This window comes from Dyadobacter linearis, from assembly GCF_907165045.1.
GTDB lineage: Bacteria > Bacteroidota > Bacteroidia > Cytophagales > Spirosomataceae > Dyadobacter > Dyadobacter linearis.
In genome coordinates this window covers 89,429-116,410 of record NZ_CAJRAU010000007.1, presented here as the reverse complement: position 1 = coordinate 116,410, position 26,982 = coordinate 89,429, and the positions used below count along the sequence as shown (strand labels likewise).

The following is a 26,982-nucleotide window of genomic DNA, read 5'->3' as shown; positions in this document are numbered from 1 at the left end:
GCATGGCAACAATTCGGGAATTCATACAGGCAAAACTTTCACGATACAACATCGATCTGACCGAGGCCGAGCTTGACGCCGCTATTACTGATCAGGGATTAGTATCCTCAGATCAATACACGTCATCCGCCTCCAAATCATCACTGAAAGTAATTGCCAGCGTGATTCCCGAATTGCTTCTCGCTCCTGACATCACCGAAGGAGGTTATTCGATCAAGTTTGACCGTGCGGCTGTGACAGCTTATTATAAGTTGCTATGTGCCCAGCTCGGAATCGATGACAGGCTCAATCCACAACCAAAAATCAAAAGCAAGTCCAGTATATGGTAGTCCGACAGTATCCCTACACATTGCAGGTTTTGCAACTGACCGGTGGCGGTTTTGACGGAGATGGCAACCCAATTCCCTCTATCGAAGAATATGTCGAGTATGCCAACTGTCGGGATGAAGCCAATAGCGGTGGAAACCAAATAAATCTGGTTGATGGCTCTGCGCACGTTTTCGACTCACTCATTCAATTACCGAAAGGCCCATTGCCGATCGATGTCGGTTCACGGATCCGTGTGATGGAGGAGAATGTTGTCCGTGTGAAAGGCACGGTGAAGCGATTCCAAAAAGATCAATTGCATTCCAGGTTATGGGTGTAAGGCCAACATATAAACTTGCGGATATTCGGGCAAAGCTCGAAGCTGATGCAAAAAAGATAGAGAAGGCAATACTTTTCAGGCTACAATATCTGGGCGAAGAATGTGTAGCGATGGCTCGAAGCCTCGATACTTATATAGATCAGACTGGAAATCTTCGAAATTCGGTCGGGTATATCATTGCAAAGGATGGACGTGTGGTTAGCAACAATTTCCGGAAATCGGCATCGGTCACCAGCACAACACAGTCCGGGAAACCTAAGACCACCAAAGGGTCATCTGATGGTTTAAAGGCGGGCGAGGCGCTTGCGATGGAAGTGTTGCTTGGTACAAAGAGAGGGTACATCCTGATTGTTGTAGCGGGAATGGCGTATGCTGAGCATGTAGAAACAATGGGTTACGATGTGCTTTCATCCGCTGAACAATTTGCGAAAAAGGAAATGCCATTGATGAAAGCCAAATTGAAGTTGCAGATCCAAACCATGAAATGAAAACCGCACTCGACCAGGATACTGAGATATTCAGGCTGCTGAATGTACCCGATATTACCAGCGTCATCACCGGCGGAATTTACAAGGGAAGGCGTCCATCGGATTCTGAGCTCGAAGACATTGTCATCAATACGATTACGACTGGTGAGGGTACGCGCCAGTTCGGGGTTTCGAATGTTAATATCTATGTGAAGGATATTCAGGCCATGATCGGAGGCAAACAACAATTCTTGACCAACACCGCAAGACTCGCAACATTGACCAACCTTGTGAAACCTTTTTTGGAGGAAACAGATGGCGACAGCTTTGCTCTTTGGATTGAATCAACCAGGCCTGTTGCTGAGCCAGAAATCAACCAGCATTTTATGAACATTCGAATAGAATTTCAATTCATTAACCATTAAACACACTATCCCATGGGAAAAATAACCAGAGGGCTCGACAAGATCGAGGTAGGCAATGTAGCCGCAGACGGTGGGCCAGGTACGTCACTCGCCACCTTGGGCTTTACCGACCGTGACAGTCCTGTAACTATGGTGGAAGCAGACCCGACGATTGATCGTCTTTATGCCCACGAAATTGACACTCCTCTCGATACAGAGGTGACTGGCGGTGAAAGTCCTTTTCTTTTTACTGTCGTGGATCCTGACCTTGATACAATGGCGGAAATTTTTGGTGGTACCGTTTCTGGTTCGGGTAGCACTGCAACTTATTCGATGCCGGGAACAAAGGTGATCAAAAAGCAAACCGTCAAGATTACCCCGAAAAAGGGCCTGATCGTCACCATTGTCAATGGCGCGATGTATGGCAAGATCAATGCTGATTGGGCGAAAGCCGGTAAAGTGGCCATCGATGTGGTTGTTGAGCCGCAACAGCCCACAAAAGCTGATACCGACCCTATCATCTGGGGTCCGCAAGCTTAGTATTTATAGTGTAGAGTAAGAGTAATCAAAGCCCGCCGGACTTCCGATCGGGCTTTTTTAACACACACGGATATGGAAGAGAATTTCGATTACATCGCGGCAGAAGTCCAGCAGCAACAGGTTCTGCTCGACAAGGGGCTCACCTTCAAAGCCGGCCGCAAAGAATATCTGATTGAGCAGCCATATCTTGGCACCCTCGACTATTTGGCCGCTGAACTTCTAAGGCTCGACGTGGATCTAAAAAAGCTTGAATCCAAAGAGTCGCTGGAGATTTTCGAAGAGCAAAAGCGTATAGTGGCCCCCAACGCCCGCCGATGCGCAAGGATTGTGGCGATCGCAGTTCTTAACAAAAAATGGAAGATCCGGTTTTTGACCGAGTACTACGCACAAAAATTCTTGTGGTCGGTCAAGCCTTCTGATTTGATGAAACTTACTTCCATCATCCTAAGAGCATCCAACTTAACGGATTTCAGCGCCTCTATCGCATTACTGTCCGTGAACCGGACGACAGCTCCGCAGGCGATAGAGGATTAAAGAGCCCTTTTGGCTCTCGCGGGGCGATACTCGCCCACTTCCATTGGACCTGGGAGTACCTGCTCTGGGGGATCAAGTGGCCGATCGTCCAACGCATGCTGGCAGACGGTCCTGACTATGGCAGCGAAAAAGGGGAAAAAGAGTCTGACCATGAGAAACTCATGGCGAAAATCAACGCCATCAAGCGCGGATGATCCGCACCACCACACACTATGAATAATCGAAACGGCGCATTGAGCTTTGACGCCTACATCGGCGATACTGATTTCAACAGGACAATCCAGTCCATGAACCGGAAGTTGGAAGGCCTTACAAATAAGACCGTTGATGAGTCCCGGAAAATGGAGTCGGCTTTCTCAAATTTAGGAAGGTTGGCGGCCGGCGCGTTCGCTGGGTTCGGATTGGCCCAGCTCCCAGGTGAACTGATTCGAGTGAGAGGCGAGTTTCAGCAACTTGAGACAAGTTTCAAAACTATGCTCGGTAGCAAGGCGGCAGCCGATAAGTTGATGGCCGATGTTGTGAAATTTGCAGCAACGACGCCGTTTGATCTTGCAGGGGTCGCCGGAGCGACTAAGCAATTATTAGCTTACGGATTTGCAAGCGGTGAAGTGCTAACCACGCTTCGTAGACTAGGGGATATATCTTCCGGATTGAATATCCCGCTTAATGAATTGACTGAAATTTACGGCAAAGCAAGGGTCGGAGGAAGATTGTACGCGGAAGATTTTAACAAGTTCATTGATCGGGGGATTCCGCTAATTCAATTATTAGCGGAGCAATTTAAAGTTGCTGACAAAGATGTAAAAGCCCTTGTGGAATCTGGTAAAGTCGGTTTTGAGCAAGTTGAAATTGCTATAAAAAAACTGACCGATACAGGAGGGATGTTTGCAGGGCTGACGGAAGAAAACGCGAAATCTCTAACGGGTCTGTATTCAAATTTCGAAGACACCATATCTCAGGCTTTTAATAAAGTTGGAAAAGAACAAGAAGGCTTGTTAGCTGATTCGATAAAATTCGGAACGCTGGTTGTAGAGAATTATGAGCCTATAATCGATACTTTAAAGGTTCTCATTGCGGCCCAGGGCGCATACCGGGCTGCGATTATTCTAACGGCAGCAGCACAATCAAGCTCTATCATTCTCGCAGAAGTTCAGGCATTTTTTGCCCTTGCCCGCTCGATTAAAACAGCAGCCGATGCTCAAGCCCTGCTAAACCTCGCAGTGCGGGAGAACCCGTACGTATTAGCTGCTACGGCATTAGCCGGCCTCGTTACAGCATTTGTTGTGTTCGGCGATGAAGCCAGCGAAGCAGAACAGCTGCAAAACCGGATGAACGAGGCTATGAAGAAGGCGGAAGACGCCGCCGCTTCTGAACAGGCTAAAATCCAAGTGCTCACAGCGCAGATCAAGGACGAAACCAAGTCCCGGGATGAGCGTAATAAAAAGCTGAAAGATCTGATCGCCCTGAGTCCGCAACATCTTAATGCGTTAACGCTCGAAAATTTCGCGACAGCGGAAGGGACGAAACTGCTCGGCGACTACATCGAAGCAAAAAAGCGACAGATCGAGTTAAAGGAAATAGAAGTTGAGCTCGAAAAATCTATCACTAATCAGAATAAGGCGCGTCGCGGAGAGAATGATCTTTCTTTCTGGGATAGGCTCAGCTTGTCCGCTGCTGCTTCTGCCGGAGACATGGATTATTCCAAATCATCAGCTTCTGAGAGAAAGAGATTGAATGATCAGATCATAAAAAATGAAGATCAAGTACAAGCAAAACTGCGGGAGAGGGTTAAGTCTCTGTCCGGAGTTGACGCCGCCACAACGATATCAGCAGACAACACAACCAAAGCGGTCCGTAAAACCGTTGGCGACTACAACGATGAAATCAAGGATTTAAAAGACAAGCAGGAGAAGTCAGGCACTCGTGCAGAATTCGACGCAATCGAGAAGCAGATTAAATCTCTGGAATCCGCGCGGGACCGGATCGCTGGGGGTAAGCAGAAATCCAACGCAAGCAAGGCAGCAAAAGCATCGAAGGAGGAAAATGTAAAAACCTTTCATGAGGAACTTGAAGAGAAACGACGACTATATGAAACCTACGAAAAATGGGTGCTCGCTTATGGAAAGCAGTCAGCTGATGAACAGTTCTCATCCCTGGTAAAACGCAATGCGGATTATCTCACTTATCTGAATTCGGAAATCGCACGAATGGAAGCCGTCAAAAATGCCGGGGAGATGTCATATTCAGATGCTGCTGACCTCTCATCCTTGCTAAGCGAACGCACGTTTGCAATGGGCGGGAAGTCGCCTGTTGACCAATTTAGGGATAAGCTTGATGCTGTGCGCGACTCTTCCGAAAGTTTGACTGACGAGCTGCTCAGGTTGAAAGCGATCCAGGCAGAGCTGAATCCAAATGACAACAGCACGACCGGTGTAGCTCAGCGCCAGGCACTGGCTGAACGAGAAATCGAAGTTCAGAAACAGCGTAAGAAGCTTTTACGTGATTTTCTTGTCTCGGTGGCTGGATCTGAGCAGAAGCGCCTTGAAATAACTGCCCATTACGCAGACCTGCGCGCGTCCCTAGAAGATAAGAACCTGGACAAGACATCGTCAGGCTACAAAAAGATGCTTGCTGCTATCGATGATAAGGAAAAGGAAGAGCTTGAAGCATTCACCACCGAAACGCTTACGGCTTCCAAGGGCTACAAAGAGCTTGAAAAGGCGCTGGCGATTACCAAGCGGAATGACACCGGCCGCAGGCTTGAATTGCTCAGGAAACAGCTGGCCGAACTGACTAATGGAACAGACGAGTACGCACAAAAACTTAAAGAAGTACAGGAGGCGGAGGAAGATCATCGCCGGAAAAGTCTGGAGACCTGGGGTGCTGTCGCTGGCATGGTCGGCGAGATCGGCGCTTCTCTTGAAGGTTACGGGGGTACGCTTGGAGAGATAGGCGGCGCGCTGTCTGGTCTTTCGTCTGCCGCCAGCAGGGTTAGCTCCACCCTGGCCAATATGGACAGCTACAAAACTACTGATGGGAAAATGTCGATGGATGGGTATGCCGCGGCAGCCCAAAACGTAATCCAAATCATCACCGGTATTATCGACGCTCAAAAACGTAGACGTGATGCCGAGCGCCAATTTGAAGCGGAGCGGATAGGGTTTGAGAACGAGTATGCGCTGCAATTAAACAAAAGCCTTGGCTCCAACTACAAAGACAACCCTTTTTATCAGGATTATGATGGCATGATCAAAGCTGGTGTGGACCAGTATGCAGACGCAATGGGCAAGTACCAGGACGCACTTGATAAGTTGGAAGAAGGCAAAGCAAAGGAGCGACAAAAAAATGTTATTGACGGGAAGACTACACTCGGGATGGTCGGGGCTGGCGCGGCGGCAGGAGCCGTGATTGGAGCCGCGGCCGGGGCAGGCGTATTATCGATTCCGGCAGCAGCCGTGGGTGCTGTTGTCGGCGGGGTAGTTGGGTTTGTTGGAGGGTTATTTGCTAAAAAGAAAAAGGACGTATACGGTTCCCTGATGGAACAGTACCCCGATTTGGTTAAAGAAACGGCGACCGGCTGGGCAGAATTAAATGTTGAAATGGCTAATGCACTGATGACTAACAACCAGGTAGATGACAAGACGAAGGAATTAATTCAAAATGCCGTAGCACTAAATGAGGCGATGCAAGAAGCAAATCAGCAAATAGAAGATACCATGATAGACCTTTCTGGTCAGGTTGGCGATAATTTGAAGAATGCACTTGTAGAAGCGTTCCGCGCTGGCAAAAGCGAGGCCGAAGCTTTGCACGAAACAGTCAGCTCGATAATAGCCGACATTACATCAAAACTTCTTTTTTCCTCACTAGTGGGGCCAGCACTCGATCAATTGGTTCAAGAAATGACCCAGTCGCTCACTGCTGGTGATGGCGCCATCGTTGATGACCTGGTTAGATTTGACGAATACGGCTTACCAGCTGTCGAAAAATATTTTCAAGGTCTTGAAGAGTTCGACAAATGGGCAAAGGATAAAGGTTTTGAAGATGTTTTTGGCAGAAGTCAGGGCCAGGATCAGGCGATGCAAGGCGTCATCAAAGGTGTGTCAGAAGAGACTGTGTCCGTTTTGATTGGACAAGCCAATGCGATCCGCATATATCAGGCTCAAATGGCTTTTGATGTGAGATCATCGCTGCTTTATCTCAGCAACATTGAAATTAACACAAGACACCTGTCTCAGTTAAATCTTCTTGTTGATGTAATTGATCGGCTCGAAAGACTAAATCAGACTTCCCTGCGAGGATTTGGGCTCTAACTATTTGGAAAGGGTTTTGATTATTTGGGGCAATTGTTTCTCAGCAATTACTCCAAAAATGTTATCCGCTGCATTGAATCCATTAACAGCAACAGCACCCTTGCGAACTTCCTCAGATCTTGCGACTTCCTTTCCAGTCTTATCACTGATACGGATATAGCCTTTGTACATCGAATTGAATTTGCTTGTTTGCCGGATGAGACATTCAATTTTGTAATCGTATGCAGAAGAGTCAGCGGTCACTTTGTAGCTGTCGTATTTTAGCTTCTCAATAATTTTCTTTTCGAAGCCCTTTTCAGTCGGTTCGACATAAAAGGTTTGCGCGAAAGCGCCGGAGGAAATTAAAAGGAAAAACAGCAAAAAGCGAATCAAAGTAGAGGCAGTTATGTAATCGCAATATTATCAATTCCGCGAAATATTTACAAGGTCTATTTCTAAATGGAATTGCAAGAGCCGCAGGAACCGCAAAAAGCCATATCGATTAATTATGCTAATTAGGGAATGCTTATATGTAAGGATTCTATATGGGTACTCCCTAAGTATAATATTTTAGTTATACAGTATTTTGTGGCACTTTGTATTTAAACGACTGATAAACAGGCACATTTTTGGAGCCGCATGCAAGATTTGCGGTTCCGTTTGTGGCTCTTTACGGTTCCGGTAGTGGTTCTACCGATTCTTCCCGCTATCCGTGGCCTCCTGAGCCTGAGCCACCACTAAGAAATGACTTTACGGTCACGGCTGCATTCGCGAGATTTATCGCTGTATCAATGTATGGGCGGAGTTTCTCCACTTTGCCCAGTATTTCAGATTTGTCAGCTTTTTCTCCAACTTCGAGAATTCGATTTACTTCGTACATCACCTTGTTCTCGAGCAGGTTCTTGATGCTGAAGTGTTTTACGAAACCGCCATCTACATAAAATGAATCCAGTGCAGTAGTTGTGAAGCCTACTACCCCCGACTTATACCCCTTTACTTCTCGTAAATACTGAAGATCCTTCAACTCCATCAGGAAGCTGTAAAGTTTCCCGCCAGGTATTCCGAACAGTTTTTCAGCATCAGAGTTCTTAATTTGGAACATATCTCCGTTGGAGGTTTGTAGAATATGCTCGATGATCTGGTCTTTAAGTTCGTTTGTGACAAGAATCATAGGATATCAGTTTAGAGGGTATGAAAAAAGGGCCGAGGCCCTTTTTAGTTATCGACTGAGAATGTCGCTGTTATTTTTCGTCAGATTCGGACGTAGTTTTCTCTTTCAGTCGCTGATAATGATCAACAAAGTTAAATGGCGGTATTAGTAACGCATCAACTCCCGCCTTGGCGGTAAGACTTGCTATATGCTCTCTAACAAATGGATAAATTATAGCTGGAGCATTCACATTAGCCAAATAATCCTCTGCTGGACCGGCCCCATCCAAATTGAAATCGAAAATACCATCCATTCTTGCGGTGACGGTTAAAAGACTGGCGTCGCCAGAGAAGGCTATTACTTTGACACCCAGAGATATCAATGTATCTCCATTGTCAGTATCCATCCTTGACATTGTTACTTCTAAATCAAACCTTGCGGATTCTGAAGTGCTTACCTCGGGATTGTACTTAAAGTCGCTTTCAACTAAATAAACCTTCTTGATTGAAAAAGATGCCATAATTATCGGTCAATTCTACGCAGCAAATGCGTATTCATAGTTATTCAAAGTAGCTTCCTCTATCACATCGACGGTTTTAGCTAATTTTCTTGGCGACATTAAATTTTTGAAATTGTCGGTTGCAATCAAAACGCCAGGCGTAGGCAAATATCTTCCATTGTATGATGCGTCAACATCGACGTGGTTAGATACGACATTCTCTTCTTTCCAATATAGAAAAGTCGGACATGTCATTTTGATCATGTCATCATCTTCTACCAAATACCACGATTCATCTGGATTGTTACGAGTACACTCTCTAATGACTGCTCTTATCGCCTTAAATACCTCATCTTTCAGAATTGATTTATAAGGTATAAGTTTTAAGAGGTGTAACTCATATAAACTTGAATATTCATACAGCACAGTAACCCCGTATAAATTTTCGAAATGGGATTTTATGATTTCTTGAATATTGCTCATACTATTTTCTTTTGTTCAGATATTGTGTAATGTATGCGGGTATTGACTCTTGTAGCAAACTAGCTTTAGAAATAACTTTTTTTATTTCATCTTCTTCAACCTGATGTTCTTTATAGGCAGCCTTAACACGAATGCCTTTTAGAGACGTGAGCCTTTGACTCACGTTGAATGCCACTCGTTCACTTCCGGTAATTTGTTCGATTGCCTTTTCTAGCTGGTCAATATAAAAAGCGTGCGAGTTCCCTTTGCCCTCATCGGCTTTACCGCCCGACTGCGTGGTCGACTTATTGTTTTTGTCACTAATGTACCACTCAAAAAGCCCCGCAGCGTCTAATCCTTTTATCGTCATTAACAGTGTCATAGCGAGTTGAAGTCCGCTGTAATAGGCACATTGCGCAGACATACAATAGCATACTTTTCCTTGATCTTTCAGGATAACTGCGCTGTTAAAACTTTGTTTTGATTTCTCCAACATTATAGGAAAGTACTAAACAGGGAACCGGGATGGTACACAATTTGGGGATGTTGGCGTATCTCAATTCGAGATGTTTTCATTTGAGCGTGCAAAGGTACACCGAAAACGCAGCTACACCAAAAAAAATTCGCTACACCGCGAATCTGGGTATGGCAGAATCCCTGAAAGTGAGTCGGGGGGAGCAATATCCGTGATGAGTTAAGAGTAATTTTGCAGGTCTACAGGGCGATAGGTTGCGCATAACGGCGTATTTCTGAGTATATGATGATTTAAGCACCGCAGTTGAAAATTCTACTACTCGACGTCATCAATATATCAAAAGATGAGCGTGGTTAAATGTAGTGAATATTGTTACGATTTTACCCAAATAGAATAGCTAATTATTTTGCGGAATATTTTAGAGGTAATATATACCTGTATAGTTATCTTTATCCATGGCAAACCCAGTCTTGGACATTCTTTTCGACGAGCCCGACGGATCGACAATGGCTTATGATTACGGTCCGGGTGCGCATCATGCTGCGATCGAATCAGGGAGATTCGTCCCCGGCAAGTTCGGGAACTGCGTATACTTTCCTGGGGAAGGAAAAGCGGAGATTGTTGGGCCTGTAATCGACTTCTCACAGGATTTCAGTTTCACGGTTTGGGCGAAGGTAGAAATGCAGGCAGAAGGCCCGCACCGGACGTGGGCTGTGTTCAAGTTTCTAGGCAAGACAAACTTTGTCGAGATAGAGCTTTTTACCAGGTTGGAGTATTGGCAGAATTTGGCAGTTGTTCAGCAGGGTAGCACGGTAAAAGTTTACGTCGATGGCGTGCAAAAAGGAACTTTCATCCGATCAGGAAATATGACCGGTTTTGCCATTATCAACAATGCACTACATAATACTGGCGGGTATTGTTCACTGGACGGGGCTCGGAGTTATACAGAAGCGCTTACTCCAGACGATATTAATAATAACATCCAACACACATTAGAACCCGTGGAGTTTCATATAAATAACATCAACTTTCAATCCCTGGGCGTCATCGTAGAACACCTGGACAGCATTTTGGAAATGCCAGACCGAAAAGACCCGCTCACAGTTGATTGGGAAGATTATCATGGGGAAGTGGTTGATCTGATGAAACCAGTATTCGGCCCGCGAGAAATCGAATTGCGTTGCTGGATGAAAGCGGCCACTCAGGACGAGCTGGTTTCAAAGTGGCTGCAATTACGCCAGATATTTGAGTCTGCCGGTACGCAGCGTCTTCAAATTGATGCTGGCGCCAAGCCGCTGCTATTTGACGTGTATCATCGGGAACGCTTACAACCATCGAATAAGTGGAGAAACTCGGGACCGTATTTTATCCGCTTCACATTGAAACTACGAGAGCCAGAGCCGGTCAAACGTGTTTTGAAGGTCTCCGGATCATCAGTCAGCATCACTTTAACCAGCCGGAAGCTTCTCTCCATATCCTGGGGGGATGGGCAGAAGACCATGAACGTTTACGGAAATGGGGTGAATGTCAGCCATAACTACGCCGGCGGGGGCGATAAGTATGTAGTCATTTCTGGTAATATTGAAGATATCACTGGATTCTCTACGGATGCGGTAATCGTTTGGACTAAAATTTAATTCAAGATATGGAACAGCAAAAAAGCATCCTGCCTCCTACTGAGGACGAGATCGAAGAGACGCTTCAAAAGGTCCAGGATCGCCTAGAACGTAAGGAAATGTCTATGCCGGCAAACGCGGCAGTCAAAGAGGGTTATGAGGAATCCGTTGATATCCTGGCAGACGACCGACGTACTTATCAGGGGATTGATAGATTGCATTCCGTGCAAGGCCGTGCCATTGCTGTGCTGGCCGTGGATTATTTAAATGGAGAATGCACAGCGGAAGTACTACTCGGTGTGCCGTTGAAAGGCTCGATTGAATTAAGGTTAAAACGTTGACTAATCGTCACCATACTTTTATAATCAGCAGAATGAGAGAAATACCGAAAGTTGCCATTGCGATGAGCATTCCGCTGGTACTCCAAACAAATATCTCCTCGTTCCAGGACCCGTCACCAATTTTTTCGAAATATGCCCAACCAGCAATAAAACAGAGAATGATGATAAGGAAAAACGATGTGACGATGATGGTGGGAAGCCTTTTCATAGTTGTAATCGGGTTTGCCTGAAAAGGTACATATTTATTGAAAATACACACTATGCCAGATCAAATTGAGGTCATTAAAGCTGATAATGATGTAATCGCCCTATTCCTGCGAGAGCCATTGCGTACTGTAACAAAGGCAGAGCAAGTTCAGGATCTTCTTGGGCAGGATATACTTAATATTTCGGTTACATCCGTGGATCCGCTCGATCTGACAATCGGCCAGCGGGTGACCGCCTTAGGGAAAACTTATTTTCTCAACCAACTGCCCACAGCGCAAGTCAAAGGTGAGCGGCATTTCGAGTACGATCTCACATTCGAAGGACCGCAGTATACATTGCGCAAAGCAGTATTCTTCAATGCTGATATTACAGGTTTCAATACAAGCTCAGACTTCCCACTCACTGGTGACTGCGAGTTATTCCTGGATGTATTGATAAATAATCTCGTCCGGGTATTCGGTGCTGGCAAATGGATCAAAGGCCAGTTCCCGACGACCAATGCTAAGACAATCACTTTCAGTGAAAATAACTGCCTGGCCGCCCTGCAAACGATCTGTAAGGAATTCGAAACCGAATTTGATATCGTCCAAACTGGCAACACCCATACGCTGCATATCAGGAAAGCGGGTCAGATCCTCGGACATACTTATCAATACGGACGTGGCTACGGGCTTTACGAGCTAAAAAGGCAAACAGTCACCGATTCCGACATAGTGACGCGGCTCTACCCTTTTGGGGCTAGCAAAAATCTGAAATCAAATTACCGGAATTTCAGTCAGCGACTCCGCATTCCCGATCCGGGGTTTATAGAAGACGCGCAGGCTATTGCAGCGTTTGGAATTATTGAGAACACCCATGTTTGGGAAGACATTTATCCGCACCGAAAAGGCGTTGTCACGGCCGTCACCGGCATAAATACCTTCCAAGACTCTACGATGAATTTTGACTTGGCAGAGTCAAATGGCAGTGGTGGAACAAAGTGGATTTTAGATGGAGCGCAGCCGAAGATCAAATTCAACACTGGCAACCTGGCTGGTTTTGAATTTAGTTTAAAAGCAAAAACAGGGTACGTTCATACCACAAAAACTTTCACGCTGATCCCATTCAAAGATGAACGGGATTTGGAGTTGCCGAGCCCCGAGCACCTGGCATTCCAGATGCAGGTCGGCGACGAGTATGTTATCCTTGATATCGTTTTGCCGGAGGCTTATGTGGAGTCAGCCGAACTAGACCTGCTTGCAGAAGCTGAGCAATACCTGGACCAGGTCAAAAATCCGAAGGTCCAATACGCCCTGAAAGTGGATGAAATGTACCTGTCTGAACTTGCAGGCGATGGTAGCATTGTCAATTTTTACGGAATAGGCGATTATCTGCACATACTCGATCCTGACTTGAACATAGATAAAAGCAGTCGCGTCATTGGATTGCGCCGGGACGTGCTTCGCCCTTATAAATATGAACTGACAATCGATGACACATACCAGGTGTCAACGATCATCCAGATCATTGATAAAATCAAGGATGCCCAGACGATTATCAAAGTAAATGACTTGCGGGACCCGAACCGCGCCAGGATGGGATGGAAAACTACTCTGGAACTACTGGCGATGATCTTTGACACTGACGGATACTTTGATGGTGGCAAGATCAAGCCGGAGAGTATTGAGACGATGATGTTGGTAGTGGGCGCGAAGTCCCAGCAATTCATATTACAGGACGTGGTGTTTCAACCCAATTTTGAGGGAAATCCAAACGTAGTCGATGTGTCCGAGGGCCTACTGATCCACTATGCATTGAAAGAGGAAATCCTGACCTGGAATATTCAGGCATCAATGCATACCATCCCTGACAATGCAGCAAGGTATATTTATGCGAAGGTCAGCAAGTCTGAATATACTGACGGACATATCATTTTCAGTACTGATAAGATTAAGGTCGACGATGATGCGGCGTACTATCATTTTCTTGTAGGCACGCTCCATTCGGTTATGGAAGGCGTGCGGTGGATCAGTTTGACTTATGGCGCCACCGCGATTAATGGCCGATTCATCAAGACGGGCCGGCTGCAATCATTTGATGGACGTACATTTTTCGATTTGGACCTATCTGCAATCGGAGGATACATAAAATTCATTGACTCGGAGGGGAATTACCGGGATTTATCAGATATCGGTGCGGCAACGGACCGGTTTTACGAACTTTCTGTCATCGAGCCTCTCGATTCTTATCTGAATGGTAAAATTACGGCATGGTTCCAGTCGACCAACCCGGCCACCTGGCCCGGCGGAGAAGAGGCTTTTCATGAAGGGGACATGTGGTTTAATTCGGGCACTGTCACGGTGTCAAGGCGTATTGGCGGCGGATGGGTTACCATATCTGATCCTGAAACCTTGAAATCCTACATCAAACAATACACTCGAATAGGGAACAATCAGCATATTCAGCTCTTCACGGCGCTGCCCGTCCCTAAATATTCTGATGGAGATCTCTGGATGTCTGAGCAAGGAATACGTCGCAGCGTTAAAAACAAAGTTATCGGGCAGAGTTTCGATCCAAATGACTGGGTCGAGCCTTTCAACTTCGATAATACGGCAACCGCGATCGACGCTGGGATCCTTACTTCAGGAACTATCCAGCTTGCCGGAGACAAGAATGCGGTGTGGGCGGGTATCACAGGGCATGGTACCGCAGACGATTCTGTGCGGTTCTGGGCAGGAGCATCCTATATAAATAGATTTACAGCGCCATGGCGGGTAAAGCAGTCCGGTGAAATGATTGGCCGCACGCGCATAGAAGTAGAGGGCGTGGACAGCTCTGATCCGGATGGATATAAAGGGCAGGCTGGGCTGGCCGGCAGCGAGATCGAAGACGATTCGGGTATCCGCATTTATGCTGGCCAGGACTACGACAATCGAGACATCGCGCCATTTAGGGTAGATGGCCGTGGATTTGCCTGGCTGGAAACAGGTCAGATAACCAATATGCAGATCCGCCAGGGAAGCCTTACTAACCAGGATGAAAACCACAACTTCACTGGCGACGCAGCGATTATCCTCAGGGATGATGCCCGGGACGTGTTTGCCGGCATAGGCACGAATCTGGCACCCGCTACCGCGGATATCTCAATTCTTGCCAGGTTTGAAAATAATGAGGTGGACCCGAGCCCGGGACACAATAAGATAGCTGCTGTGTTTGAAGCCTCGGGAGGATCGCACGGAACGGCAATGAATTATGCCATTTATGCAGGGGTCGGGATTGCGATGCTTGGGGAAGCGCTTATTAACGGGAGAAAATCAACTACGATAGGGATACCGGCCGCGACAACGATGATTTTTGATCCAACCAGATGGGATGTTATCACTGTGATTCCGCCTAACGGTTCGCCGGCGGGCGTTAAAATGGATTCATCTGGGCATGCCAATACCTTGTATAATGGCAAGGAGATCATGTTAATGAGTAACAGCGATGTGTTGGGTTTTTTGATCGTGGAGACAATCAGGGGAAAACCAGTGGTTCAGGTTCCGGGAGGTGCGGTAATAACAATAACTTACATCGATGGCTTTTGGTATATCAAAAGCTACTTTGACAATGATTATTGACCGAAAATTGTTCCTTCTCCCAGCAGTAGCCATTCAGAGGAAACTGCATAGTCTTTTACGAGAACGGCCAGGTACCAACCAGGGATTGGCTGTCTTCCTGCGGCCTTCAATTTGGCAACATTGCTTGGATCCAGATTGTATCGGCGGGAATACGCAGCCAATGTCAATCCATATTTCTTTTTCAGCTCGCCGATCGCTTCAAAAAATCTATTTCTAATAGCTTCCGATTCCGGATTAGAAGTTGCTTTCATTTTTTGTAAAGAAGTTAATCGAGGAACGTTGAGATTATCATGATTTCACTTACGCTAATTTGAATTTGTCTTTCCACTCAGCCAATATCCTACTCTGCTTGACTGCTCCATATTTTTTAACAAATCTGGTGGAGGTGTGACCAAGCATAGCTGCGACAGACTCATCACTCATGCCGTACTCATTGATGCACATGTTTGTGAAAGTTTTTCTGGCCACTTTATTGGTCAAATGTTTTGCTGTGCCTATACGCTCGGCAATTATTTTTAGGTATGCATTCGAGGTCTTGCCTGACAGCTTCGGAAGTTTGGACAGTGTCCCGTATTTAGTAATAATCCTGGATGCTTCCGAATGAAGGGGAATGATGGCCTCGACCTTTGTTTTCGTCCGTCCTATCCGGATCCATCTCACCTCGTTGATGATTGAGATGTTATTGTCCCCCAGCTTTCTATAATCTGAAATGTGCATGCCCTGATAGCACATAAACAAAAGGCTGTCCACAACCTGTTGCAGGGATTCGCTCCAAACAGTTGTTTTAAGCTTTTGAATTTCTCCTTCATCAAGACAGATCAGATCAATTTTATTTTCCCAGACGAACGAAGAACTCGAAAACGGGTTTGAGTCTGTAAAACCCTTTGCCACCGCAAATTTGAAAAGGCTCATGCAATTCGCGACCGTCTTGTTGACATAGTCATGGTCGTAGCCCTTATTTTTTAAGTGATCCCAGAAATCCTCGACGTGCCTGCGTTGAATTTCATGGACGGGAAGGTTTTCTTTTAGGTATGCCAGCAAATACCGATGACATTTTTTGTGGATACCGATAGTAGCGGGCGAGCGGTTCAAGGATTTGAGAGCCTCGATCTTTTTTTCACTCAGCGCCTGAAAGGTGCAGGAGATTTCACGTTTACCGTGATAGATGTCCACAATTTCACGGGCGGTGAGTCTTTTCCCCCTGGCCATCTGGCTGTCCCTAATCAATTCCAGCTCAGTTCTGATTTGATCGAGCTTTTTGTTTTGCGAATAGACCTGGTCGGATGAACCCTTTACCCGCTGTAACGCAGCATCCCACTTAGCAGGAGTTACAAATACCGAAGTCGAAAAAGGAGTTGACGGAATACCATTGACACGGATGTGGCAGTCCAGAGGACATTGTCCTAGCTTGTTTAGGCGGGCTTTTCGTAAAATGAAACGAACGCGCATTCTGATGTTTTTTTTAAGTACAGCATAGATAAATTGTTTAGTGGAAAGCAATTACCAGCATAACTTATATACCATACCTGAATGGTATATAACATGGTATAAAAAACCGATTAATGCCTGCTTTTCAAAAAACGTCACTGTGACTCCAAAAAGAAAGCCTGGCTGGGCCAGGCTTGCAATACTTTAAGCTTTTTTTACCTTTTGGCAGAGAGAGAGGGATTCGAACCCCCGGACCTGTTACAGTCAACGGTTTTCAAGACCGTCGCAATCGACCACTCTGCCATCTCTCTAAATGTTTCGCCGGATGCGAAACGTGGTGCAAATGTAAAAACAAAATTTGTATGCGCAATATATGAGTTGAAATTTGTTTAACTTTTTGTGCAGGGCAATATTCTTATAATGCGCTCAATTTGTTTATCAGAGCCACTTTCAGCACTTTGGAAGTTGCATTTGATACTTTGTAACGTTCATCTGAGCGAATACCTATCACCCAAATAATCTCGCCGTTTCCATTTACAAGAACCTGTATTTCTCCTTTTTGAAAACGGTCCATTTTGAGGTCGCTAAACAGGTCACTCAGCTTTTTTCTCATCCCTTCCATACCAAATGGGAAAAAGGTGTCACCTGTTTTCCATTTGCGGATTGTCAGCGGCCATTGCACTTTCTCCAAATCAATGAAGGCTAGTGACTTATCTTTACCAAGCTCGTTTATCCGAACTTGCGCTATTCCTTCAAAGAACAATATTGAGTTGCCTATTGAGATAGCCGATCCTGGTCCCCAAACTGTTATCTCATCCCCAGAAACCTGTGGAGTGCGCCGCCGGAGTATCAGATGATTTCTATCCAGCAACAATTCGTATGACGCAGAACTGAAAGTTTTTCCGACAGTTCCATTCAAGGCAGTAAGGATTGGCTTGACCTGCGCATAACTAAATTTATACTCCTGCAAAACAGACCACAACCTGAACGCTGGCTCCGTCGAAGTAAGTAACTTTCCTTTGTCGATATAGATCAAGCCATTTTCTTGATATACCGCGCTGCGCTTCCACGTTTCAAGAAGTTCTTCCAGCAGATTTTCGGCAGCCTGCAATCGCTCAGATGTGTTGATAAACGTAGTCTCAATGGAGGAATTGAGCTTTTGCAGTACAGGTATAATCTCGTGGCGAATACGGTTGCGCTTGTAATCCAGTGACGAGTTAGACCTATCCTCTCGCCACGGCAAACTATTTTCGCGAGCATAAGTCAGGATTTCTTCCTTCGTCGTTTGGAGTAGCGGCCGGATGATCGCATTTACATGCGGCGCGATTCCTTTGAGCCCTGGCAAGCCAGTACCTCGTGCCAGATTCAATAATGTAGTTTCAAGTGAATCGTTGGCATGGTGGGCAGTCGCGATCCAGTCATATTGATTATCATTCCGGACTTCTTCAAACCATTTATAACGTAACTCCCTCGCAATCATTTGAGTAGAAATACCCTTTTCCCCGGCTAACCTTTTTGTATCAAATTCTGTAACGAAAAATTCAAACCCGTACAATGCTGCGATTTCGCGCACAAATTGCTCGTCTGCATCGGATTCATCGCCTCGCAATTTGAAGTTACAATGCGCAATACCGGCCCTAAATCCCTGTAAATAAAACAGATGCGCCAAAACAATAGAATCCACTCCCCCACTCACAGTCAGCAGTGATCTTTTCTGATTCAGCTCCCAAGCTTGTTGGTTAATAAAAGTTAAAAAAGAATCCACAAAGAACCTCTAAGATGTATTTGGTGTAGTTTTGGCATGTCAGAGCCGGATCATCTTTTTGGCAGGCTCAAAAATACCTGGCCTTTGCACGCAAGCAACTATTTTGCAGGTGCTGGTTTCAAAGGTAAAAGAAAGAAAAGAACATGGATAAAAATAATTACAAGTCAGGCTGCAACTCTTTTAAACTTTCACGCGTCATCAATATCAAAGGGAATATTAATTATCTAACGTTCTTTGCCTTACTGATTTGTTTACCTAGCATGTTGTGCGTCAATGCATTGGCTCAAAATAATACAGCTTCCAGTGAAGATCTGGTTGAGATTTTGAAGTCCGATGAGCTTGAAATTCTCAATGCAAACGGTATTGAGTCGCGGCGGGTTATCAATGGGGTTTTTAAACACAAGGGAGCCTTTTTATATAGTAATCTGGCAATTCAGAATATCAATACCAATGTGATCGAGGCTTTTGGAAATGTGAAAATCGTACAAGGAGATACTGTGACGGTGACTGGTGATACGCTCTACTATTATGGCAACACCAGACTCGCAATTGTCAGCGGACGAAAAACTGTTTTGAAAGACAGCAAAAGAACATTGACGACCCGAAAAATTGAATACGAAATGGGAAACGGAATTGCTTATTACAAGCAGCCGGGCCGCACAGTTGACGAAGAAAATGTGCTGACTAGTAAAGAGGGATTTTACAATACATCGACGAAAGAATTCACCTATTACAGAAATGTGAAGCTTGTCAATAAAAAATATACGCTCACCACTGATACGCTGCTTTACAATTCGATAACCAAGTGGTCCTATTTCAATGGGCCTACCAAAATTGTGAATAAAGATGGTACGGTTGTAGGGACGAAGGGGCAGTATAATACAGAGACGACGCAATCCAGTTTTCACAAAAGAACAACGGTTGATAACGAAACGTATACACTAACCGCAGACTCGCTGATCGTCGATGGAAAAAGTAACGACGGGCAGGGAAAAGGCAATGTGGTGATTGTTGCGAAAAAAGATAAGACTGTTTTGAATGGTGATGAGGGATATTACTGGAAATCAAGAGGATACTCCAAAATATATGGTCACGCATACGTAAGAAATGTAGTCTCAGAGGATACACTGTACATTCGGGCTGATACACTTTATTCTTTTGAAAACGCGAGGGACTCGACCCGGAAGCTGATCGGACATAAAAATGTGTTTATTTACAAGTCTGACTTTCAGGGTAAATGCGACTCGATCAATTATAATACGGCGGATTCTGTGATCCGATTTTTCCGTCAGCCGATCTTGTGGAGCGATCAGCATTATCAGATGGAGGCGGACACAATTACTGCTTTTCTGGTCAATAATGAGATTAACCGGATGCTTTTAAAAGGGAAGGCATTTGTGATTACGGAAGACACATTGGTAAGGCAGTTCAATCAGGTCAAAGGGAGGATTATCAATGCTTATTTCGGTGCCAAAAATCAATTAAAACAGGTTCTGGTGGAGGGAAATGGTGAAAGTGCGTACTACGCTGTTGACGATAAACAGAAAAATATTGGTCTGAATAGGGTCGAATGCGGGCGGATGAACCTGCTGTTCAAAGAAAACCGCGTAGAGAAAATTTCCTTTGTGGGGAAACCGGACGGAAAGCTGATCCCACCCATGAAAATCAAGCAGCCGGAGCGGCAACTTGAGGGATTTAACTGGCGCATTTCAGAGAAACCGACACGTGAAAAAACGATTTGGGCGGAATTATAAAAAATTTAATGTTCAGGTAAGAATTTCTGTCTAACCGGCATGGTTTTTTACCTTTGAAAAATAAAGTTAGCCGTTCGCACAATATATGTTGAGGATCCAATTATTTCTCTATATTTTTGTAGTGTACTTTTTAGCTAAATTATTGAACATTAGTCAAAAGTATTATTTGAAGCTATGAAAAAATATGTACTCTTTTTGAATATACTTATCGCAACTATTCTGTCTATGGACGGCGTAGAAGCACAATCTGCATCGGGAGGCAGCCGGCTGAATATAGTCGGAAAGAAGAAGCCAGCCAGTTCAGAGCAAATCAAGTTTTCGGTAATGCCTTCGGGGCTTAGTTACAAACCGTTATCCTTACAAAATCCAAAAGCGCTTAATAAATTCTACACCTCATTTTTGTTCTCTAACCCCAACAATGCTGACAGCAATGCAAATCTCGCTGCCGATGTTGTGGAAAGATCTGGAGAAAGAAAATCGGTGGCTTTGGAAGCGCATCTGAAAGTAGAAGAGCAACTTTACGTTAGTGACAGGATTTCGGTATCGAATATATATCCGAACCCTGCCAGCGAATATGCAGAGCTTGATTTTACGATCGCTCCGTCTGTTAGAGAAGCCAAGCTAATATTTTATAATGTGCTTGGTTCCAGAATGAGCGAGCTGACGCTGAATAAAAATGATAAGAAATTGCGTGTCAATACGAAGGACATGCCAACCGGTCTTTATTTTTACCAGCTATCGATTGATGGTCAGAAAGTAGCAACTAAAAAAATGCTCGTTCGCCATCAGCAATAGGCTTCTAATTAACACTAGATCAGCTACGCATTCGTTATGGATGGTGTAGCTTTTTTTATTACCTTTGCAGCCAATATGCGAAAAAACAGTCCAGCAAGCTATTTCTTGCTTTTTATTGCAATCCTTCTTTGTACTACTTCGTGTAGCAAGTTCTCCCGATTACAGAAAACAGGTACAGATCAGCAGAAGTATGATGCTGCGATGGCCTATTACAAAAAGGGAGATTTTTACAAGGCTGGTATTCTGTTCGAGGAACTTATCCCTTTGTTAAAAGGCAGTACAGAATCGGAACTTGCGCAATTCTATTACGCTTACACGCAGTACCAGCAAAGTCAATACAACACGAGCCAATTTCTGTTCAAGAAATTTTATGATACCTATGCGCGGAGTGATTATGCGCAGGAAGCATATTATATGCACGCGTTTTCGCTGTATAAGGACTCTTCTCCATATAATTTAGACCAAACGAGTACACATACCGCCATTTCGGCTATGCAGGATTTCATCAATACTTATCCTGAAAGTCCGTTTCGTGACGAGTGTACCAAGTATATTTTGGAATTGAGGTCCAAGTTGGAAAAGAAAGCTTACGAGCGGGCTAAGCTTTACCATAAGATCAGTGACTTCAATTTGATGTCGCTAAAATCTGCGGTAATATCTATCGAAAACTTTAAGAAGGATTTCCCAGATTCTCAGTATAACGAAGAACTTGCCTTCCTGAAAGTGGAATCGCAATACAACCTGGCTACCAATAGCTTTATAGACAAGCAGAAAGAGAGACACCAGGATGTAGTGAAGTTTTATCAGGAACTGGTTGATAAATATCCTACGGGAAAGTTCAGCCGCGATGCGGAGAGAATGTTTGATAACAGCCAGAAGCAGATAGAAGAAATTGCGAAACTGGAATTAGAAAGACAGAAATTGAAAGAGGCGAAACCAGATCCTGAGAACCAGCCTACAAAAGTAACTACCCCTGCGATTGCGGAACCGAAAGGTCAGTAATCCACATTATAATGTTTTAAAATTTTTCAAACTATATAAGACAATCATGGCAACTAATCCATCGATCATTACCCGGGATACCGATAAAATAGCGGACGTTACCGGAAATCTATATGAATCTGTATCAGTTATCTCAAAGAGAGCACGCCAGATTTCAAGCAAAATGAAAGAAGAGCTTAACAACAAGCTTGCTGAATTTGCTTCTGGTGTTGACAATCTGGAAGAAGTGTTCGAAAACAGAGAACAAATCGAAATTTCTAAATTCTACGAGCGTATGCCAAAAGCAGGAAGCATTTCAATCGACGAATTTATTGAAGGTAAAACTTACCACGCATTCCGGACTACAAGCGACGAAGAATAAATTAGAATAAATGAAAAACCAGCCTCAATTTGCATTGTGGCTGGTTTTTCATTTATATCCGTAAGATTTGGAGGAAGTTCTTCTTACTTTGCATTCGAAACAAACTATTTCAGCCAGCTATAAATTCACAAGCGTTGAACCTGAAAGGCAAGAATATCCTCATCGGAGTTACCGGAAGTATCGCTTCTTACAAGTCTGCATTGTTGGTAAGGCTATTAATTAAAGCCGGCGCGACGGTACAGGTTGTAATGACGCAGGCAGCCACCGAATTTATTACGCCTCTCACACTCTCAGTACTTTCCAAAAATCCCGTTTACACAACTTTTACCAGCGGCCAGGACGAATGGAATAACCACGTTGACCTGGCACTTGCGGCCGATGCTATCATAATTGCACCGGCGACAGCGAAGACGCTTGCGAAGTGCGCAATAGGCAACTGCGACGACCTGCTGACAGCCGTATATCTATCTGCACGCTGCCCGATATTCTTTGCTCCGGCAATGGACCTGGATATGTTTCATCACCCTTCCACCACCCGGAACATCGCGTCGCTACAATCGTTCGGCAACTTTTTTATTCAGCCGGAATATGGGGAGCTGGCAAGCGGGTTGACCGGTGATGGAAGAATGGCGGAGCCCGAAACGATCGTTTCCAGGCTTAAAGATCATTTTGCCAGGCAGCCTCTCGCATTTACCAAGAGAGTCCTGGTAACAGCCGGGCCAACCGTAGAATCGCTTGATCCCGTGCGTTTTATCAGTAATCATTCGTCTGGAAAAATGGGTTATGCGATCGCTGCTGCATTTGCTGCGGCTGGTGCTCAGGTAACATTGGTAAGCGGCCCAACTAGCATAAAAAGTGTCCCACCGTCGATCCGGAGAATACAGGTTGGAACCGCGCAGCAAATGCTTGACGCTACTACTGCGCACTTTAACGAGCAGGATGTGGTCATTTTCGCGGCCGCAGTGGCCGATTATACACCCAAGTTTGTAGCCGATCAAAAAATTAAGAAACAAGGTTCAGAAATGGCGCTTGAACTGATTAAAACGGCCGATATCGCGGGCACTTTGGGACAACAAAAGCGGGACGGACAATTGTTGATCGGCTTTGCGCTAGAAACTGAAAATGAGGTAGCCCACGCGCTGGAAAAGCTTAACCGCAAAAACCTCGATTACATTATATTGAACTCACTTAATGATGCCGGTGCAGGGTTCGCGCACGATACGAACAAAATAACCGTTATTGACAGGAAAGGAAATAAGCGGCTCTTCGAATTAAAATCAAAAGAAGAAGTCGCGCAGGATATTCTGGAAATTGTGATTGATCAATGGAAAAAGGTATGAAAAAACTTGCCGCAATTTTTATTCTCTTATTGACCTTAAATGCTGGTAGCATTTTCGCGCAGGAGCTGCAATTTACTGTCAATTTGAATTATGAGCAGCTTGTGGCGCAGCAGAAAACTGACCCGCAGTCCATGAACCAGCTTCAAAACTACATGAATGAGTTTTTGAATAATACCAGATGGACGAATGACCAGTTTGCGAAAGAAGAGAAAATTAAGTGCAAGCTGAATGTCAATCTGACCAGATCGCTGGCACAGGGCAGCTACGAGGGTAATGCACAGCTGGTTGTTTCGAGGCCGGTTTACAACTCAAATTACGAATCGGTACTGTTCACATATGTAGATAAGAACTTCACTTTTACTTATTTACCTAATACCCAGTTATATTTTAACGAAAACAGCTACACCGAGGAGCTACCTTATATTCTCGCCTTTTATGCGAATGTAGCGCTGATATTCGATTATGACTCTTTCAGTAAAATGGGCGGGTCTCCTTACGTGCAGCGGGCTTTTAATCTCGTTAACCAGGCTAGGAATTCATCTCCAAACAAACGGGGCTGGGACTCGGGCGGTGAATCCCGGAACCGGTATTGGTTGATTGAAAATCTCATGAGTCAGCAATTCACGCCTTTTCGGGAAGGAATGTATAAATACTACCGGCAAGGGTTGGACGTAGCAACTGAAAACCCAGTCGAGACAAGGGCGAAAGTGCTGGAATTTCTTACCACTTTGAAGGAAGTAAATCAGCTTAGGCCCGCGAGTGTCGTGATCAATTCATTTTTCGATGCCAAGTCTGAGGAGCTTTTTAAAATACTAATTGAAGCCCAGCCTGATGAACGCGCTAAGGCATATACGTTGCTTGTGAGCCTGGATCCAACCAAGACGCAGCTGTACCAGCGCCTTTCTTTATAATGAGCAAAAGACTGACCCGCATCGCATCTTCCCGGCTGTCCGATCAGGAACTGACAGGATTATTGAAACACGAAATCCATGGTGTACTGAATAATGGCAAAACGTATTTTGGCGTTTTGATTTCGTTTACAACCAGCCAACTGGTTATTCAAGATCCTCGCAGGCACGAACATACGCTTGCATTCACTGAATTATATGAGATCGTCTATGACGCAAACTCCGCTTCGCTAATTAAAACCTGACCGCTCTCCAAATCACATGCTTTCTAATTTACTTATCAAGAATTACGCATTGATCAAGCAACTGGAAATGTCGCCTGATCCTGGTCTCAACATCATTACCGGGGAGACCGGAGCGGGAAAATCCATTATGCTTGGTGCGATTGGCCTGTTGCTGGGAAACCGTGCGGATGTGAAATCGTTGTACGATTCCGGCGAAAAATGCGTGATAGAAGGGAGCTTTAATCTGGCTGGCTATGACTTACGTCCGAACTTTGAAGATGAAAATCTGGATTTCGCCGATGAATGCATTATCAGAAGAGAAATTGTAGTCTCAGGTAAGTCACGCGCATTTATCAATGATACACCTGTCAATCTCGATACATTAAAAAAGATTGGCAGCCAGCTGCTCGACATTCACTCACAGCACGATTCGATCTTATTGGGTAACAATAATTTTCAATTGGAAGTAATTGATTCGTTTGCTAAAAACGCAGCTATCCTTAAAACATATTCACAACATTATCAGGCTTTTCGTCAGGCAGCTACCCGATTCGATGAACTTCAAAAAAAGGCAGCTCAGCTTCGCAAAGAGTTCGATTACGATCAGTTTTTATTCCAGGAATTGAATACAGCAGACCTTCGCCAGGGTGAGCAGGAAAAATTGGAAGAAGAACTTACGATCCTTGAGAATGCAGTAGAAATCAAGGAGCGCCTGCAACTTGCTTACACTTACCTGGATAATCCCGAGACATCGGTACTGGATCTTCTCAAAAATACCACAGCCGCACTTTCGCAGGCTGCACGACTTGTGGGCGGGTACGAAGCGTTGCGGCAGCGGGCCCAAAGTGCATTGATCGAGCTTAGGGATCTCGCTGACGAAATTGATCAGGTTAACAATTCAGTGGATGTTGATGCGGGCAGGAGCCTGGAAGTTCAGGAGCGGCTGGACCTGATTTATGGTTTATTAAAAAAGCATCAGGCAACTTCCGTTGACGAACTGCTCGCTATCGAAAATCAACTTCAGGAGAAACTAAATGTAGTTCTGAACCTGGACGACGATTTGCTGGCTGCTGAAAACGAGATGATCCGGACAAAGCAGGAAATGCTTAAAAGCAGTGAGATACTGTCTGAAAGCCGGAAGAAGGTAGCCGAGCCGATCGAGAAACTGATTCTGGAACGATTGGTTGAGCTGGGCATTCCAAATGCATCCTTGTCCATTCAATTTTCCGATACTGCCCCCTCTCCCAACGGGACAAATGCGGTCGCATTCCTTTTCAGTGGTAATAAGGGCATTACGCCCCAGGAACTGCGCCTGGTTGCATCAGGAGGGGAATTTTCGCGGTTGATGATGGTAATAAAATACATATTGGCCGACAAACGCATGCTTCCTACTATTATCTTTGACGAGATCGACACCGGCGTTTCCGGCGAGATTGCCAAACAAATGGGTAAAATGATGCAAAATATGGCCAAGAACCACCAGATCATCGCTATCACGCATTTGCATCAGATTGCCAGCAGCGGCAACGCGCATTACTTTGTATATAAAGATCATTCGGCGGACAAAACCGTGAGTAAGATCAAAAAATTGACCATTGACGAGCGTGTGCAGGAAGTAGCCCAAATGATCGGCGGCCACAATCCTTCTAAGGCGGTATTACTCAATGCGAGAGAACTGATCCTGAAAGGCTGATCTTTAAATATTATTTCTAAACGTAAACAACAACTCCCGAATCATGAAACAAATCTTACTAACAGCAATTTTGGCCACAGTCTTTTTAGGTTGTGAAAAAAAAGCGGGAGAAGACAAGGTTACCGGTCTGGAAACGGAAGTGCTGGCGATACACGACGAGATCATGCCGAAAATGGATAGCATTATGACTTTGAAAGCAATGCTGTCGACGAAAATAAAAGAGATCGACAGTCTTGACAATATCGGTTTGAGCAGCAACTCCCTGGCCGAACAACGCATTAAAGCAATTGATATAAATAACAAACTCAATGAGTCCGACAAGTCGATGATGGACTGGATGCACGGATACAAAGGTGATTCTGCCAAGAAGTTGCAATCCGAGCAGGCAGTACTTTATTTTGAAGCAGAAAAAGATGAGATACTCCAAGTGAAGCAATTGACTTTGAGGTCTTTGCAGGAAGCGAAAAAATTCTTAGAATAACT

28 protein-coding genes and 1 tRNA gene are annotated in these 26,982 nt (G+C 44.9%); 19 read left to right on the top strand and 10 right to left on the bottom strand.

All coding sequences use genetic code 11. From position 1 onward, the window contains the following. Nucleotides 1-2 precede the first annotated feature (2 nt). From KOD92_RS21645 to KOD92_RS21615, 7 genes are all read left to right on the top strand, one after another. A complete protein-coding gene (locus KOD92_RS21645; RefSeq protein ID WP_215235693.1) occupies nucleotides 3-329 on the top strand; it encodes a DUF6706 family protein in 327 nt (108 codons plus the stop codon). Beyond that, nucleotides 323-646, top strand: a complete 324-nt coding sequence (locus KOD92_RS21640) for a hypothetical protein (RefSeq protein WP_215235692.1) — start codon at nucleotides 323-325, stop codon at nucleotides 644-646. Before KOD92_RS21645 ends, KOD92_RS21640 begins: the two co-directional genes overlap by 7 nt. Continuing rightward, complete coding sequence (locus KOD92_RS21635; protein ID WP_215235691.1) at nucleotides 637-1,134, top strand: hypothetical protein; 498 nt, start codon at nucleotides 637-639, stop codon at nucleotides 1,132-1,134. The genes KOD92_RS21640 and KOD92_RS21635 overlap by 10 nt, the downstream gene beginning before the upstream one ends. Beyond that, entirely contained in the window at nucleotides 1,131-1,538 is a 408-nt protein-coding gene (locus KOD92_RS21630; protein ID WP_215235690.1) for a hypothetical protein, read from the top strand. The genes KOD92_RS21635 and KOD92_RS21630 overlap by 4 nt, the downstream gene beginning before the upstream one ends. A gap of 12 nt (nucleotides 1,539-1,550) precedes the next feature. Next, nucleotides 1,551-2,057: a hypothetical protein gene (locus tag KOD92_RS21625; RefSeq protein ID WP_215235689.1), complete on the top strand. Its 507-nt coding sequence runs from the start codon at nucleotides 1,551-1,553 to the stop codon at nucleotides 2,055-2,057. 72 nt (nucleotides 2,058-2,129) lie between these two features. Then, nucleotides 2,130-2,591, top strand: a complete 462-nt coding sequence (locus KOD92_RS21620) for a hypothetical protein (RefSeq protein ID WP_215235688.1) — start codon at nucleotides 2,130-2,132, stop codon at nucleotides 2,589-2,591. Between the two features lie 212 nt (nucleotides 2,592-2,803). After that, nucleotides 2,804-6,901, top strand: coding sequence for a tape measure protein (locus tag KOD92_RS21615; protein WP_215235687.1), 4,098 nt, complete (start codon nucleotides 2,804-2,806; stop codon nucleotides 6,899-6,901). Here KOD92_RS21615 and KOD92_RS21610 read toward each other — a convergent pair whose 3' ends face one another. From KOD92_RS21610 to KOD92_RS21590, 5 genes are all read right to left on the bottom strand, one after another. Beyond that, complete coding sequence (locus KOD92_RS21610; RefSeq protein WP_215235686.1) at nucleotides 6,902-7,273, bottom strand: hypothetical protein; 372 nt, start codon at nucleotides 7,271-7,273, stop codon at nucleotides 6,902-6,904. A gap of 313 nt (nucleotides 7,274-7,586) precedes the next feature. Further along, nucleotides 7,587-8,051, bottom strand: coding sequence for a hypothetical protein (locus KOD92_RS21605; protein WP_215235685.1), 465 nt, complete (start codon nucleotides 8,049-8,051; stop codon nucleotides 7,587-7,589). A 70-nt stretch (nucleotides 8,052-8,121) separates the two neighbouring features. Continuing rightward, nucleotides 8,122-8,550 (bottom strand): protein-export chaperone SecB, encoded by a 429-nt coding sequence (locus KOD92_RS21600; RefSeq protein WP_215235684.1) that lies wholly within the window; start codon nucleotides 8,548-8,550, stop codon nucleotides 8,122-8,124. Nucleotides 8,551-8,565: 15 nt separating this feature from the next. Then, nucleotides 8,566-9,012 (bottom strand): hypothetical protein, encoded by a 447-nt coding sequence (locus tag KOD92_RS21595; protein ID WP_215235683.1) that lies wholly within the window; start codon nucleotides 9,010-9,012, stop codon nucleotides 8,566-8,568. Nucleotide 9,013: 1 nt separating this feature from the next. Next, nucleotides 9,014-9,487 (bottom strand): SET domain-containing protein, encoded by a 474-nt coding sequence (locus KOD92_RS21590; RefSeq protein WP_215235682.1) that lies wholly within the window; start codon nucleotides 9,485-9,487, stop codon nucleotides 9,014-9,016. A 434-nt stretch (nucleotides 9,488-9,921) separates the two neighbouring features. Between KOD92_RS21590 and KOD92_RS21585 the strand changes: the two genes are divergently transcribed. Continuing rightward, a complete protein-coding gene (locus KOD92_RS21585) occupies nucleotides 9,922-11,103 on the top strand; it encodes a LamG domain-containing protein (protein ID WP_215235681.1) in 1,182 nt (393 codons plus the stop codon). Nucleotides 11,104-11,111: 8 nt separating this feature from the next. Next, nucleotides 11,112-11,423, top strand: a complete 312-nt coding sequence (locus KOD92_RS21580; RefSeq protein ID WP_215235680.1) for a hypothetical protein — start codon at nucleotides 11,112-11,114, stop codon at nucleotides 11,421-11,423. A 7-nt stretch (nucleotides 11,424-11,430) separates the two neighbouring features. On the opposite strand, the gene KOD92_RS21575 is transcribed toward KOD92_RS21580, so the two are convergent. Further along, nucleotides 11,431-11,631 (bottom strand): hypothetical protein, encoded by a 201-nt coding sequence (locus tag KOD92_RS21575; RefSeq protein WP_215235679.1) that lies wholly within the window; start codon nucleotides 11,629-11,631, stop codon nucleotides 11,431-11,433. 52 nt (nucleotides 11,632-11,683) lie between these two features. Between KOD92_RS21575 and KOD92_RS21570 the strand changes: the two genes are divergently transcribed. Beyond that, the gene (locus tag KOD92_RS21570) at nucleotides 11,684-15,229 is read left to right on the top strand and encodes a phage tail protein (RefSeq protein ID WP_215235678.1); all 3,546 of its coding nucleotides are present in this window, start codon (nucleotides 11,684-11,686) and stop codon (nucleotides 15,227-15,229) included. Here the strand turns inward: KOD92_RS21570 and KOD92_RS21565 are convergent. The 4 genes from KOD92_RS21565 to tilS all read right to left on the bottom strand — a co-directional run bounded on the left by KOD92_RS21565 (nucleotide 15,223) and on the right by tilS (nucleotide 18,422). After that, complete coding sequence (locus tag KOD92_RS21565) at nucleotides 15,223-15,480, bottom strand: hypothetical protein (RefSeq protein WP_215235677.1); 258 nt, start codon at nucleotides 15,478-15,480, stop codon at nucleotides 15,223-15,225. The genes KOD92_RS21570 and KOD92_RS21565 overlap by 7 nt on opposite strands. A gap of 49 nt (nucleotides 15,481-15,529) precedes the next feature. Then, on the bottom strand, nucleotides 15,530-16,678 hold the full coding sequence (locus KOD92_RS21560; RefSeq protein ID WP_215235676.1) for a site-specific integrase: 1,149 nt from the start codon (nucleotides 16,676-16,678) through the stop codon (nucleotides 15,530-15,532). A 202-nt stretch (nucleotides 16,679-16,880) separates the two neighbouring features. After that, nucleotides 16,881-16,968: transfer RNA gene (locus KOD92_RS21555), tRNA-Ser, on the bottom strand. A gap of 104 nt (nucleotides 16,969-17,072) precedes the next feature. Beyond that, the gene (gene tilS / locus KOD92_RS21550) at nucleotides 17,073-18,422 is read right to left on the bottom strand and encodes a tRNA lysidine(34) synthetase TilS (protein ID WP_215235675.1); all 1,350 of its coding nucleotides are present in this window, start codon (nucleotides 18,420-18,422) and stop codon (nucleotides 17,073-17,075) included. A 143-nt stretch (nucleotides 18,423-18,565) separates the two neighbouring features. Here tilS and KOD92_RS21545 point away from each other — a divergent pair, with 143 nt between their 5' ends. From KOD92_RS21545 to KOD92_RS21505, 9 genes are all read left to right on the top strand, one after another. Continuing rightward, complete coding sequence (locus tag KOD92_RS21545) at nucleotides 18,566-20,176, top strand: OstA-like protein (protein WP_215235674.1); 1,611 nt, start codon at nucleotides 18,566-18,568, stop codon at nucleotides 20,174-20,176. A gap of 174 nt (nucleotides 20,177-20,350) precedes the next feature. After that, nucleotides 20,351-20,971 (top strand): T9SS type A sorting domain-containing protein, encoded by a 621-nt coding sequence (locus KOD92_RS21540; RefSeq protein ID WP_215235673.1) that lies wholly within the window; start codon nucleotides 20,351-20,353, stop codon nucleotides 20,969-20,971. A gap of 75 nt (nucleotides 20,972-21,046) precedes the next feature. Beyond that, complete coding sequence (locus KOD92_RS21535; protein ID WP_215235672.1) at nucleotides 21,047-21,973, top strand: outer membrane protein assembly factor BamD; 927 nt, start codon at nucleotides 21,047-21,049, stop codon at nucleotides 21,971-21,973. 46 nt (nucleotides 21,974-22,019) lie between these two features. Next, entirely contained in the window at nucleotides 22,020-22,334 is a 315-nt protein-coding gene (locus tag KOD92_RS21530) for a DNA-directed RNA polymerase subunit omega (protein WP_215235671.1), read from the top strand. Nucleotides 22,335-22,468: 134 nt separating this feature from the next. After that, on the top strand, nucleotides 22,469-23,674 hold the full coding sequence (gene coaBC, locus KOD92_RS21525; protein ID WP_215235670.1) for a bifunctional phosphopantothenoylcysteine decarboxylase/phosphopantothenate--cysteine ligase CoaBC: 1,206 nt from the start codon (nucleotides 22,469-22,471) through the stop codon (nucleotides 23,672-23,674). Further along, on the top strand, nucleotides 23,659-24,585 hold the full coding sequence (gene porD / locus KOD92_RS21520) for a type IX secretion system protein PorD (protein ID WP_406566172.1): 927 nt from the start codon (nucleotides 23,659-23,661) through the stop codon (nucleotides 24,583-24,585). Before coaBC ends, porD begins: the two co-directional genes overlap by 16 nt. Then, nucleotides 24,585-24,827, top strand: coding sequence for an LSm family protein (locus tag KOD92_RS21515; RefSeq protein WP_215235668.1), 243 nt, complete (start codon nucleotides 24,585-24,587; stop codon nucleotides 24,825-24,827). Before porD ends, KOD92_RS21515 begins: the two co-directional genes overlap by 1 nt. A 16-nt stretch (nucleotides 24,828-24,843) precedes the next feature. After that, nucleotides 24,844-26,499, top strand: coding sequence for a DNA repair protein RecN (gene recN / locus KOD92_RS21510; protein WP_215235667.1), 1,656 nt, complete (start codon nucleotides 24,844-24,846; stop codon nucleotides 26,497-26,499). 43 nt (nucleotides 26,500-26,542) lie between these two features. Next, nucleotides 26,543-26,980: a viral A-type inclusion protein gene (locus KOD92_RS21505; protein WP_215235666.1), complete on the top strand. Its 438-nt coding sequence runs from the start codon at nucleotides 26,543-26,545 to the stop codon at nucleotides 26,978-26,980. Nucleotides 26,981-26,982 lie beyond the last annotated feature (2 nt).